Genomic DNA, 12,621 nt, shown 5'->3' with positions numbered 1-12,621 from the left:
GCCTCAGTCCACGAAGCGCGGGGTAAAGCGCGGCTTTGCCGACTCTTCTTCCTCTTTCATGGCGTCCTCGTGGTACCAGCAGCTGTCGTAGACACAGGGTTCCAGATCTTTTTCCAGGTCGACCTTCTGGCGAAGCGACGATGAAGCGAAGCGCTTCGCCGGGAAAGCGTGGATCGTTGCCGACTCGTGATGCACACCAGTAACCATGTCATGCCTCCAAATTGAGTCCGCCCTAAAGCGTTAAGAAAGAGAATAGCATGGATGCACAGAGAATGCGCTATTTGATTGAAAAAAGTGCAACAAATGTTTGAATCGTGGGCAATCGCGATTTGAACAGCTTTATATCAGAAATCGGCTCAATACATAAAATATGCATTTGCACAATAAGTGTGCATAATGACTGTTGTGCAGAAAAAATTGACGCCTTCGCTGTTCAGCCTTTTCGGGCGTGGCAATGGATCTCGCGGTGACGTAACCGCTTGAGTCCGCTGGCAGTTCCGGACCGTTTTCGGTCGTTGGACGCTCGGGGTGTAGCCACACAATCGAGGCGTTTCCGATCAGCCGTTTCACCCCTCGTCGCGAACTGGCACGCTACATGCATACCCCTTTGCATCCCTCCATGGGCAAGGAAGCTTCGGCTGACGCGTTCCTGGGACCTGCTGACACCTTAGTTTGAGAGACTCGCAAATGACCAAGTATAAGCTCGAGTACATCTGGCTCGATGGATACACCCCGGTACCGAACCTTCGTGGCAAGACGCAGGTCAAGGAATTTGCAGAATTCCCGACGCTCGAGCAGCTGCCGCTCTGGGGCTTCGATGGTTCCTCCACGATGCAGGCCGAAGGCCGCAGCTCCGATTGCGTGCTGAAGCCCGTCGCCGTTTATCCGGACCCGGCTCGTACCAACGGTGTCCTCGTCATGTGCGAAGTCATGATGCCCGACGGCGTCACCCCGCATCCGTCCAACAGCCGCGCGACCATCCTCGACGACGAAGATGCATGGTTCGGCTTCGAGCAGGAATACTTCTTCTACGAAAACGGCCGTCCGCTCGGCTTCCCGGAGCAGGGCTACCCGGCTCCGCAGGGTCCTTATTATTGCGGCGTCGGCTCCAGCAATGTCGGCCCGGTTGCGCGCGAAATCGTCGAAGAGCACCTCGACCTCTGCCTCGCCGCCGGCATCAACCACGAAGGCATCAACGCCGAAGTTGCCAAGGGCCAGTGGGAATTCCAGATTTTCGGCAAGGGCTCCAAGAAGGCCGCTGACCAGATCTGGATGGCACGCTACCTGCTGCAGCGCCTGACTGAAAAGTACGGCATCGACATCGAGTATCACTGCAAGCCGCTCGGCGACACCGACTGGAACGGTTCGGGCATGCACTGCAACTTCTCGACCAAGTTCATGCGCGAAGTTGGCGGCAAGGCCTACTTCGAAGCTCTGATGGCCCAGTTCGAAAAGAACCTCGATGCTCACATCGCCGTTTACGGCCCGGACAACGACAAGCGTCTGACCGGCAAGCACGAAACTGCTCCGTGGAACAAATTCTCCTACGGCGTTGCCGACCGTGGCGCTTCGATCCGCGTTCCGCACTCCTTCGTCAAGAACGACTACAAGGGTTACCTGGAAGATCGCCGCCCGAACTCGCAGGGTTGCCCTTACCAGATCGCCTCCCAGGTTCTGAAGACGATCTCGGAAGTTCCGACGGCTGGTTTCGCGTCGGCTGCCGCCTAAGCGCTATGCTTGATTGAATGTGATGGCGCTGGTCGAAAGGCCGGCGCCATTTCTTTTGGATCGCGGCTGATGTGCCTCGCATTGGCACGGCGATCGACGGTCGCAGCGTTTCCTTCCCGCCGATCCCGATTTTTCTAAACCGTGTTTGAGATCGCTATCGTCTAACGGTTGAAAAACTCAACCGAGTGGCCGCATTCCTTTTGCGTTATAGTCGCTTTTCACTATACTTGTCTTGGATCATCCAAACGCGAGTTACCCTTGGTGTCAGTGGCTAAGCACAGCCTTCTGCTTCGCTTGCTCGGAAAGCCAGCGCTTTTCGCCAATGACGGCGAAATCGTGCTTCCGGAAAAGGCCTATCCGCTCCTGGCTTTCGTGGCTGCGTCGTCGCAGTTTTCGATGGAGCGCGAGACGTTGCGGGGTATGCTATGGCAGTCCGACGTGTCGAAACAGCGCGCCGGCAGCCTTCGACAGTTGCTCGCCCGCATCGATCGCAGCGTACCGGAAGGGCTGCCGCGCCTGATTACCGCCACCAACACTCATATCACGCTCAATGCCGAGCATTGGGCGACCGATGTCCTGTTGCTGCGGGATGCGACGCATCCGTTGGCGCGGAGCGATTGGGGTCTGCTTCAGGGCGAGTTGCTTGAGGGTTTCCGCGCGCCGACGATGGAAGCCGATGAGTGGGTCACGATCGAGCGCCGCCGCATTGCCGAGTGCCGTGATGCGCATCTGATGACGCTGCTTGATTCGCCCGAAAAGCTGACGCTTGCCGATATCGTGTTGCTGGCGGGGCTGCTTGTGGCCACCGATCCGGCGAACGAGGCAGCCTGCCGCGCGCTGATGAAGGTGCATGCGACGGCGGGCGATCTCGCTTCGGCGCGCCAAGCCTATTTCCGCTGCCGAAACGAATTGAAGGCCGAGTATGGCGCGGAGCCGGATGCAACGACGCAGGCTCTCGCGTTGGAACTCGGCATCATCGCGCCGGCCGCGCCCGTTGTCGCGGAAACAGCATCCGTCCGGCCCGTGGCCGCCGATCCGCTCGGCCAACCGCGCGTGCTCATCCTTCCCCCGGAGACGATGCTGTCCGAGCCGTTGCTCCAGCGCGTCGGCCGGGCCCTACTCGAGGACGTCACGATCGGCCTCAGCCAGCAGCGTGGCTTCAAGGTGATCGCGGCGCATACCAGCGTCGAAATCCTGAACCGCAGTCTCGCCAGCGGCGAATTGCAGCCCATGCCGCCGGAATTGCGTTTCGATTACACCGTCTACGTGACCATTCACGGCCGCGAGGATGAGATTTACGCAACCTGCCGCCTGACGAAGACCTCGACCGCCGAGGTTCTGTGGGCGATCGATCTGCCACTTGCCATGCAGAAGGTCAACCAGTCCTTTGGCCAATTGGCGCGGCGCATCGTCATGACGCTCGCCGATACGATCGAGCGGCGCGAACTGACGGATATGATGCACGATGTCTCGCCCTCCGCCTATCGGCTTTATCTCGAGGGCAAGCGGCTTGTATCGAAAACCGATCTGCAGCACCTGCGGCAGGCGCGAAAGTGGTTCAAATCCGCGCTGACGAGACATGACCGGTTCTCCTCCGCTCATGCCGGCATGGCCCGGGTGCTGGGCATGGAGTGGCTCGTTCGCGGCATGAAGGACACCGCACTCCTGGAAGAGGCGGATCGCTCGGCATGGCAGGCGCGCGACAGCGATCCGAACAGCGGAAGAGCCATGCGCGAGCTTGGCTTCGTCGCGCTCTATCGCCGCCGCTTTGCCGATAGCCTCGATTTCTTCGCCGAAGCGCAGATGCTCAATCCGAATGATGCGGATATTCTGGCCGACCACGCGGATGCGCTTCTGCACGACGGGCAGAGCGATCGCGCCTTGGAGCTCAGCCACGCCGCGCTGAAACTCAATCCACTGCCGCCGGATTACTACTACTGGAACCTGGGCGGCATTCACTTTGTCCAGGAGAATTACGCCAAGGCGATCGAGGTGCTAGACCGTGTCAAGGACCGGCCGGCGACCTCCCGCCTGCTCGCCGCGGCGCACGCCAAGAATGGCGACAAGGCCACCGCAGCGCACTACGCTTCGGTTGTCCTCGAGAATTTTCCGGATTTTCGCACGGAAGATGTCTGGCGTTTCGTGCCGGATCGCAACCCTGACGATACTCGCCAGTTGATAGACGGACTCAGGATGGCCGGTCTGTCCTGAAGTGCGACACATCGCGATTTTGGCCGTTAATTAGCGAAATTTCCAGTCACACCGGAATAACGCCGGCCGTTCACAGTCTCTCCTGTTCGCAGCAAATGCTGCCACCAAAAGGAGAAAACAATGACCAACGCAATCAAGTCCACCGTTCGCCTCTCCGCTGCTGCTCAGGCTGTTCTGAAGCAGAATGCCGTTCAGCTCGACACCAACGCGACCGCGAACATCGTTCACGCTCTGAAGTTCCGTTGAGGTTATTGCGGATGTCTGTTCAGGCAGCACTCATGGATCTGGCTGGGGATCTAAGTCTTTCCGCGGCGGGCGTCAGCGCCTACCACGACCGCTCCCTGACGCCTGGACAGACATTCGCGGCGATCAAGCCGCACTTCGCCGAGCTTGGAATAACGCGCGTCGGCTTGTTGACGGCGCTCGATCTTCTGGAAATTCCAGTCGCCTTCGCGACCCGCCCGAACAGCTACACGCTGTCCGTCTTCCAGGGCAAGGGCATCGACGAGGAAGCCGCGATGACCTCGGCCGCCATGGAGGCGGTCGAAACCCGCGTTGCCGAGATGCAGCCGGATGATCTGGTCATCGCCACGCTCGCCGGCATGAAGGCCGAGCGTGCACCGCTCATCGATCTCGATTCCGTCGCCCGTTGTGTGCCGTCGGACATCGATGCCGGCCCGCTCGCCTGGAGCGAAGGCCTCGATATCATGAATGACAAGCCGGTTTTCGTGCCGTGGTCATTGGTCGGTCTCGACCACCGCGGCACGCGTCCTTCCGGCTTCGAGCAGTCCAGTGACGGCCTGGCCTCTGGCAATCGCCCTGCGGAAGCCGTGCTTCACGGCCTGTGCGAGCTGGTAGAGCGCGACGCCTGGGCGCTGACACAGCTTCGCCCCTTCGATGAACTGCGCGGATCGCGCATCGATCCGGCCGGCTTCGGCGATCCCGTCATCGACATCATCACCGACCGCATTGCCCGCGCCGGAATGGGTCTGCTGCTGCTCGACATGACAACCGACATCGGCGTGCCGAGTTTCCTTGCCGTCATCGTTCCCGGCGACCTCGGCGACCGCGTCGATGCGCGCTGGACGAATGTCTGTGGCGGCTGCGGTTGCCATCCAGATCCTATCCGCGCGGCGCTGCGCGCCATCACCGAGGCGGCGCAGAGCCGGTTGACGGCGATCGCCGGCAGCCGTGACGATTTCTCGCCGCGCGTCTATCAGCGCCTCGATGGCGATGGACCGATGCAGCAACTGATCGAGCTCTGCGACGAGACGCCGGTCGCGCCTGCTTTCGCCGAGCCTGCCAAGCGCAGCATTCAGCAGACCATCCGCCATATTCTGGATCGGTTGCGGGCGCGCGGCATCGAGCAGGTCGTGGCCGTGCCGATCCCGCATTCGCGTCTTCCGGTCTCTGTCGTCCGCGTGATCGTGCCGGGCCTCGAGGTCGATGTCAGCGGCGAATTTATCCAACTTGGATTGCGCGCGATCGGCGCCATGCAGGGAGCCCAGGCATGAGAGTTATCTTCGCAGGACCAAGCTTCGGCCGGGATCTCGACAGGCTTCAGGCCGAGCATCCGTCGGTCCAGTTTCGCGGGCCCGCTGCGAGGGGCGATATCCTGCAGGCGGTGCGCGACGGCGCCCGCGCCATCGGCATCGTCGATGGCTATTTCGGCGAGATGCCGTCCGTCTGGCACAAGGAAATCCTCTTCGCGCTCGAGCAGAACGTCGTCGTTGCCGGCGGCGCCAGCATGGGGGCTCTGCGGGCAGCCGAATGCTCGGCGTTCGGCATGGTCGGCATCGGCTCGATCTATGACGATTACGCCGATGGCCGTCTTGTCGACGACGAGGCGGTGGCGCTGGTTCACGCGCCGGTCGAGCTTGGCTGGCTGCCGCTTTCGGTTCCGTGGGTCGATTATCAGCCGACCATCGATGCGCTGAACAGGCAGGGCCTGCTTATGGCGGGCGAGTACAAGAAACTTCTCCTGGCGGGCCGCGCGATGCATTTCTCCGAGCGGACATATCCGAAGGCCGTCGAGCGTTGCGCCTTCGACAATGCCGCTCGCGCCAAGGAGATCGTGCGATTGATTCGCGCGAACAAGATCGAGCGCAAGCGCGCCGATGCCGATATGGTTCTCGCTTACCTCGGCAGCGTGAAATTTACCGCCGGAAAGCGCAACTGGGGCTTCGCCGCAACGTCGCATTGGGAGATGCTGCACGCGGAAATCAGCACCCCGGTAACGCCTGTAACGCTCTAATAACGCCACGCCTGAATGATGACAGCACTGGAGCCCCGGAAGTGGTGTTTGGGGCATCTCAGAGAGGCGGACGATATGAACATTCAGACGGTGGACGAGGGCAGCGGCAGCGAATATGCGAGGATATTCCGCTTGCTGTCCGCAGCAAAAGATGAAGCGCAGAAGCTCAAGCTGAACAATCTGACGCATCTTACGAACATGGCTCTGCTGCAGGTCGTCATCGATTGGGATGGAATCGACCCGGAGCGCGAGCTGGATGTGAACCTGGAGAAGCTGATCGGCACAAAGACGAAGCTGGCGATGAAAGACGCGCGAGAAAACCTCGTCGTCCTGGAGCGCCACTAATCGTCGATTGGATCCGCGAAAGCCGCTTTATTCGGCGGCTTCGCTTTCGATCTGCTCCATGCCGGCAATTGCCTGCACCAGCTTGACGATCTTCTTGCGGACCTGTTCGTTCTTGATCGACAGGAAAGCAGCGTTGAGCAGCACGCCATCGCGTGAGACGACGAATTCGTCGCTCGGCGTCGGATTGTCGTTGGCATTGGCCGAAATATCTTCGAAGAAGGAACGAACATCGACATCGAGCGCGCCAGCGATTTCGACCAGCATGCTTGCCGAAACGCGGTTCGAGCCCTTTTCATACTTCTGAATCTGCTGGAACGTGACGCCGACGCGGTCGCCGAGTTCGGTCTGCGAAACCTTGCGCATCAGGCGCTTGATGCGGATCGTCTTGCCGACGTGTACGTCAACGGTATGCGGAGCTTCTTTCATGGCCTTATCCTTCTAACGCCAGTTGCGGCGTGCTTATTATTCCCTGCGGCAACCTTACCAAGATATTTGAACGGATCAATTGTGCCGTTCATTTTTATTCCCGCCAACTCATCTGCCTGAATAGCCTGACTTTCAACTGAAAAAGCCTTTAGATCAGCAAATTTGCGTGACGTCGAATGCAATCATAAGTAAGTATTTCGGTTCGTTTCGGTCAAACGAGGCTCATATACATCTTCCGGTAGATAAATCGCCGGATTTTGAGATTTGCATCGAAGGCCGTGATATCCACCTGGAGCGGCTTTTCGATTGGCTGTCCAGGCGATAACAAAGCGGTGTACGCTGCGGATCAAAGATTGGATTAGTGCCATCCGAACTTATTGTTGTGGCCTGGATTTATTCGCGCGTACCTGCGGGAGCCCCTGCTAGTCAACGATTCTGACGTAAAGTGTCAACAGAATGTCGTGAAGCCGGCTATCTTTTTTTCGGAAACTTAGCGCGCGAGCCGCGATGTTCCGATGCATGCGCGGTCAAGGGGACATTCGTCGAAAATTTCGGACGCGATCAACGATCAATTCTTCATTAGCGCACTACCGAGAGTGGATTATTTGTGTATCGGATCGACCCACCGGACGTGTTCCGGCTTTTCAACCGGTTCGATATCGAGATTGACGACGACAGGGTCCTGCCCGGAGCGAACGAGGACGCATTCCAGCGTCTCGTTTTGGCTCGCATTGATCTCCTGATGCGGCACGTAAGGCGGCACGAAAATGAAGTCGCCTGGCCCAGCCTCGGCGGTAAATTCGAGATTGTCGCCCCAGCGCATGCGCGCCTTACCCTTCACGACATAGATGATGCTCTCGAGATCTCCGTGATGGTGCGCGCCGGTCTTCGCGTTGGCGTGAATGGTAACCGTGCCGGCCCAGATCTTCTCAGCGCCGGCGCGGGCGTGGTTGATCGCGGTCGCGCGGTTCATTCCCGGTGTCTGCGCGGTGTTTGGGTCGAGCGCATCGCCGGGGATGACTTTGACGCCGTTCTCGCGCCAGTCGATGTGGGTATGAGAATGATCAGCGTCATGAGGGCCGTGATCGTCGCTCAAGTCGGGTCTCCTTCCCTTGTCCGATCGCGGGCTCCGCCCGCAGATGCCTAACCGACGTGCGCCGACGAAAGCGTGTCGAGCTTGCGGCGCAGCCGGCGGCGAACGTCGTCGTCTTGCTGCTCCATGGCGCCGAGCATGTCGCGCAGTGTGCCGCGCAGACCGTGTATCTGATCGACGAGATCCATGATGAGATCGACGCCGGCGTCGTTGACGCCCATATCGCGGGTGAGGTCGAGGATCAGTCGCGCCCGCGCCACATCGTCGTCGCGAAACTCACGATCGCCGTCGTGAGCTTCGGGGATCAGCCAGCCCTGCGCGACCCACACGTCCACCACGGTGACGTCGATCTTCAGGGTTCGGCGGAATTCAAGATCATTCATGGCTACTCCTCCATGCCCTTTCTCGGATTCTGCGGATTGGCCGGCACCCACGTGCTCATGAACTCTGCAAGCTTCGGCTCCGGTCCATCCGGCAAGACGACTTTCAGTGACACATAGATATCGCCGGCGCCGCCGCCGCGCTTCGGCGCGCCCTTGCCCTTCAAGCGCAATATCTTCCCGGTGCTGGAATTGGCGGGCAGCGTGAGATTGACCGCGCCGGATGGCGTCGGCACGCGCACCTTGCCGCCGAGCACCGCCTCGGGCAGCGATATCGGCAGATCGAGGCGGATATCGTCGCCGTCGCGCACATAGAACTTGTGCGGGCGAACGCGGATTTCGACCAGCGCGTCACCCGGCGGACCGCCACCGATCCCGGGCTCGCCCTTGCCCTTCAGGCGCAGCGTCTGGCCGTCGCGGGTTCCTGCCGGGATCTGCAAATCGAGCGCGGGGCCGTCCGGCAGGCGTATCTGCGTCTTGGTGCCATTGATGGCGTCGAGAAAGTCGACCTCCATGGAATATTGCCGGTTCTGCCCCTGCGAGCGGAATTGCCCGCCGCCGCGTCCTCGGCCGGAGAAGAAGCTCGAAAATATGTCGTCGCGGTCGCCGAAGTCGGCGAAGCCGGCATTGTTCTGGTAGCGGCCGCCGGCGCCGGCCTGCGACGCGTAGTCGCGATAATAGTTGCGCTGCGCCTGTTCCGCGCCCGTCATGTCGATCTCGCCTCTGTCGAAGCGCTTGCGCTTGTCCTCGTCGCCGACGATCTCATAAGCCGCCGAGATCTCCTTGAACCGGTCTTCGGCCTTCTTGTCGCCGGGGTTCAGGTCGGGGTGCAGCTTCTTGGCGAGCTTGCGGAACGCGCTCTGGATCTCTTTTTGCGTAGCGTCCTTCTTGACGCCCAGAAGCTCGTACGGATCTCGGCTCATACATGTCTCCGTTCAGCCGGTACTGATCACCGACATCTCCGCATGTATATAGGTTGCAAAGCCGCGCGGGACGAGAGGCGCGATGTCGCGCCCTGAACTTGAGCCGGTAGCGGGAGGGGCGTGTTACACGCCTGCTATCCTGCGAAGATCGTCAATGGCGCCGGGCCCCGTGGCAAGCACCTTCGCCCCCTTGGTCAGCCCCTCGCCATTGGTCGGGAAGGGGTGGAACCAGCCGCCTGCCTCCCTGACCAGGCAGTATCCGGCCAGGCAATCCCATGCGTGCATATAGGGTTCGTAATATCCGACGAGACGGCCGGCCGCGACATAGGCGAGCATGAGCGCGCCGGATCCGTTGCGGATGAAATTACCACCCGCTTCCAGCAGTTCCTCGACCATCCTGGCGACCGTGGCGGGCGAGACGTGGCTGTTCGCGCCGATGCCGGTCACGGCGTTGCGGATGTTGCGCTCGGGGCTGAGCTCGAGCCGCTTGCCGTTCAGGGTGGCTCCCATGCCGAGCGCGGCGGCGTAGAGCTCGTCGTGGCAAGGCGAGGCGATGACGCCGACAACAGGCACGTCGTCGTGCAGCAGGGCGATGGATACGCACCAGTTCGGCATGCCGTTGACGAAAGGGCTTGTTCCGTCGATCGGGTCGATGACCCATGTGAAGCCCGAGGTGCCCGGGGTCAGGCCATATTCCTCGCCGAGAACGCCATCGCCGGGATAGACTTCCGCGAACCGCGCGCGGATCAGGTTTTCAACCTCCCGGTCGGCAATCGACACGACGTCCTGCGGATCGCGCTTCGTTTCGATAATGAGCGTTTCCCGGCGCTTGAAATAGTCGAGCGCCACGGCGCCCGCATCGCGGGCAACGGCTTCGGCAAGGGCGAGACGTGCTTCGAGCCCCGGAATAACGCGCAATGTCATCGCAACATGTCCTTTGTCGGAAACGATGGCTGGAAACAGCCGCTGAAACTCGCGATCGCAAGGTGCTGCAGCCGGGAAGGCCGCCGCAGGCATATTTGCAAGCGCGTGCAAAACGAACACTTCGCCAAGCCGGATGTCAATAATCGTCATGAAAACTTCATATTGGCCGAGGTCATTGCGGATTGCACGCAAGTGCAAGTCGATGCAAAAGTGCGTGCAACAAAAGGATCGTCATGCCGTCTAAATTATTCGTGAGCGCACAGGAAGTTGCCGAGAGGGCAGGTGTATCGCGTTCGGCGGTATCGCGAACCTTCACGCCGGGCGCCAGCGTTTCGGCCGACACCCGCAGGCGAGTGCTGGAAGCGGCCGAAGCGCTCGGCTATCACGTCAATCATCTGGCCCGCGGTCTGATGCGCAACGAGAGCGGCATCGTCTGCCTGATCGTCTCCGACGTTGCGACGCCGTATCGCTCGGCGCTTTTGCGGGAACTGACCATCCAACTGCAGAATGCCGGCAAGGTCGCGATGTTCGTCAACACCGACCGCTCGGATGGCAGTGTCGATCGCGCGTTGCAGCAGGCCATTCGCTATCGGGCGGACGCCTCGATCATTCTCTCCGGCCTGCCGGATAAATCCATCACCCAGCTTTGCCTTCGCAGCGGCCAGCGTCTGGTGCTGATTAATCGCGATGACGATCAGCCGGGCACGTTGAAGATCAATCTCGACGACTACGAGTCCGGCGGTCGGATCGCCACCGCATTCGTCCGCGCCGGGTGCCGGACGCTCGCATTCGCCAATTCCGAAGCGAGGACGCCGAGCCTGATGGGGCGCGAGCGTGGCTTCATCGCCGCCGCGGAAACGCTCGGTCTCGAGGTCGTCGTCGAACGCTACGGATCGACGGGGTACGAGGCGGGAAGGGTGCTTGCACAACGCATGCTGACGCGCGCCGAACGGCCCGATGGCGTGTTCTGCGCCACCGATCTGCTCGCCTGCGGTTTCATGGATGCGGCACGCCATCAGTTCGGGCTGTCCATCCCGGACCAACTCTGCGTCGCGGGCTTCGACGACATCGAACAGGCGTCGTGGTCATCCTTCGACCTCACGACATTCGCGCAGCCGGTCACGGCGATTGCCTCACAGGCCGTGAAATGGCTTGCCGGCGGCCGTGAGGACGAACCGGAAGAGGCCCACTCGATCACGTTGAAGGCAGAACTGATCTGGCGTGGTTCCATCCGCAAGGGATGAACCAACCCGCACGGCCCTTTAAACCACAACTGTCCTTGAAACATGGCGTGCTTTTTTAGCGCAGGATTGCCTTATCGCAGCGCTTGCCTTAAACATGACTTTCATAAGAAGGTATAGTGCGTATCCTATCCATGACATTTCAGCCTCGCATGCAGAACAAGATCGAAGGTTTCTCCGTTGTCGGCGGCCTTCACAGGCGATCATGGAACGGCATCGTCGCGGACGTCTGGGATGTCGAATGCGCGCCCTATGCCGGTGGTTACTATGTCTCGAACGACCCCCGGCTTTTCGTTCTGCTCGATATGAACGGAGCCGGCCGTTCGACGATGAAGCTGACCTCGAAGGGCGCCGACGCCGCGGAGGATGGCGAAAACCAGCCGATCTCCTATGTGCCGGCGGGCATGGAGCTCTGGGCCGATCTGAAGAATGTCCAGTTTCTTCGTCATCTGGATCTGCATTTCGACGCCGAGATCGTGGCGCGCCGGTTGATGGAGGAGCTTGATCAGGAGCGGTTGACGAGCGCACGGTTGCTGTTTTCCGATGATCGCGTGCTGACGCTGTCGCGCATGATCGCCACCGAATGCATGAACCCGGCGCCGTTGCACGATCTCTATGGCGATGGTCTCGCGCTGGCGCTGATCATCGATGTCATGAAGCTTGGGAAGGCCGAGCCCCGCAAGCGCAGCAAGCTTGCCGCCTGGCAACTACGCAAGGCAACGGAGTTCATAACCGAAAACTGCATGCGCAATATCCGGCTTGAAGAACTTGCAACACTGGCGGGGCTCTCGCAATCCCACTTCAGCCATGCCTTCAAGGCCTCCACAGGCCTGGCGCCGCACCAATGGCAGATGAACGCCCGGCTGGAACGCGCAAAGCAGCTTCTGCTTCATGGCGACCAGTCGCTGATGGTCATCGCGGCGGAAACCGGCTTCTCCGATCAGGCGCATTTCACACGCGTGTTCCGAAAGAATGTCGGAACGACACCTGCCACGTGGAAGAAGGCCCGCGTTGCCTGAACGACACACCATTTGAGCGTTTGGCCGCACCGCGAAAAATTGCCCAAAAACATTCAATTCGTCCGCGATCGGGACAA

14 protein-coding genes are annotated in these 12,621 nt (G+C 60.4%); 8 read left to right on the top strand and 6 right to left on the bottom strand.

All coding sequences use genetic code 11. The features are described 5' to 3' along the window. Positions 1-3 precede the first annotated feature (3 nt). Complete coding sequence (locus GGQ67_RS01685) at positions 4-207, bottom strand: DUF2735 domain-containing protein (protein ID WP_183898439.1); 204 nt, start codon at positions 205-207, stop codon at positions 4-6. A gap of 480 nt (positions 208-687) precedes the next feature. On the opposite strand from GGQ67_RS01685, the gene GGQ67_RS01680 reads away from it, so the two are divergent. The 6 genes from GGQ67_RS01680 to GGQ67_RS01660 all read left to right on the top strand — a co-directional run bounded on the left by GGQ67_RS01680 (position 688) and on the right by GGQ67_RS01660 (position 6,538). Beyond that, a complete protein-coding gene (locus GGQ67_RS01680; protein ID WP_183898438.1) occupies positions 688-1,728 on the top strand; it encodes a glutamine synthetase beta-grasp domain-containing protein in 1,041 nt (346 codons plus the stop codon). Positions 1,729-1,989: 261 nt separating this feature from the next. Beyond that, on the top strand, positions 1,990-3,939 hold the full coding sequence (locus GGQ67_RS01675) for an AfsR/SARP family transcriptional regulator (RefSeq protein WP_343056462.1): 1,950 nt from the start codon (positions 1,990-1,992) through the stop codon (positions 3,937-3,939). Between the two features lie 120 nt (positions 3,940-4,059). Beyond that, positions 4,060-4,185 carry a hypothetical protein gene (locus tag GGQ67_RS25455; protein WP_280637067.1) on the top strand — a complete coding sequence of 42 codons (126 nt, stop codon included), beginning with the start codon at positions 4,060-4,062 and terminating at the stop codon, positions 4,183-4,185. A gap of 11 nt (positions 4,186-4,196) precedes the next feature. Beyond that, a complete protein-coding gene (locus GGQ67_RS01670; protein ID WP_183898437.1) occupies positions 4,197-5,453 on the top strand; it encodes a YcaO-like family protein in 1,257 nt (418 codons plus the stop codon). Next, complete coding sequence (locus GGQ67_RS01665; RefSeq protein ID WP_183898436.1) at positions 5,450-6,193, top strand: TfuA-like protein; 744 nt, start codon at positions 5,450-5,452, stop codon at positions 6,191-6,193. The genes GGQ67_RS01670 and GGQ67_RS01665 overlap by 4 nt, the downstream gene beginning before the upstream one ends. A gap of 75 nt (positions 6,194-6,268) precedes the next feature. After that, positions 6,269-6,538: a hypothetical protein gene (locus GGQ67_RS01660; RefSeq protein WP_183898435.1), complete on the top strand. Its 270-nt coding sequence runs from the start codon at positions 6,269-6,271 to the stop codon at positions 6,536-6,538. A gap of 27 nt (positions 6,539-6,565) precedes the next feature. Here GGQ67_RS01660 and GGQ67_RS01655 read toward each other — a convergent pair whose 3' ends face one another. From GGQ67_RS01655 to GGQ67_RS01635, 5 genes are all read right to left on the bottom strand, one after another. Further along, positions 6,566-6,964, bottom strand: a complete 399-nt coding sequence (locus GGQ67_RS01655; protein WP_018896782.1) for a helix-turn-helix domain-containing protein — start codon at positions 6,962-6,964, stop codon at positions 6,566-6,568. A gap of 601 nt (positions 6,965-7,565) precedes the next feature. Next, the gene (locus GGQ67_RS01650; RefSeq protein ID WP_183898434.1) at positions 7,566-8,060 is read right to left on the bottom strand and encodes a cupin domain-containing protein; all 495 of its coding nucleotides are present in this window, start codon (positions 8,058-8,060) and stop codon (positions 7,566-7,568) included. Positions 8,061-8,107: 47 nt separating this feature from the next. Next, entirely contained in the window at positions 8,108-8,440 is a 333-nt protein-coding gene (locus tag GGQ67_RS01645) for a chaperone modulator CbpM (RefSeq protein ID WP_183898433.1), read from the bottom strand. Between the two features lie 2 nt (positions 8,441-8,442). Next, positions 8,443-9,360 (bottom strand): DnaJ C-terminal domain-containing protein, encoded by a 918-nt coding sequence (locus tag GGQ67_RS01640; protein WP_183898432.1) that lies wholly within the window; start codon positions 9,358-9,360, stop codon positions 8,443-8,445. 123 nt (positions 9,361-9,483) lie between these two features. Next, positions 9,484-10,284, bottom strand: coding sequence for an inositol monophosphatase family protein (locus GGQ67_RS01635; protein WP_183898431.1), 801 nt, complete (start codon positions 10,282-10,284; stop codon positions 9,484-9,486). Positions 10,285-10,517: 233 nt separating this feature from the next. Between GGQ67_RS01635 and GGQ67_RS01630 the strand changes: the two genes are divergently transcribed. Both GGQ67_RS01630 and GGQ67_RS01625 read left to right on the top strand, forming a co-directional pair. Further along, the gene (locus GGQ67_RS01630; protein WP_183898430.1) at positions 10,518-11,528 is read left to right on the top strand and encodes a LacI family DNA-binding transcriptional regulator; all 1,011 of its coding nucleotides are present in this window, start codon (positions 10,518-10,520) and stop codon (positions 11,526-11,528) included. A gap of 131 nt (positions 11,529-11,659) precedes the next feature. Further along, complete coding sequence (locus tag GGQ67_RS01625; RefSeq protein WP_183898429.1) at positions 11,660-12,544, top strand: helix-turn-helix domain-containing protein; 885 nt, start codon at positions 11,660-11,662, stop codon at positions 12,542-12,544. The last annotated feature ends 77 nt before the right edge of the window (positions 12,545-12,621 follow it).

Source organism: Rhizobium metallidurans (assembly GCF_014196505.1).
In the GTDB taxonomy this organism is placed as follows: Bacteria; Pseudomonadota; Alphaproteobacteria; order Rhizobiales; family Rhizobiaceae; genus Rhizobium; species Rhizobium metallidurans.
This window is presented reverse-complemented; position numbering and strand designations above follow the sequence as displayed.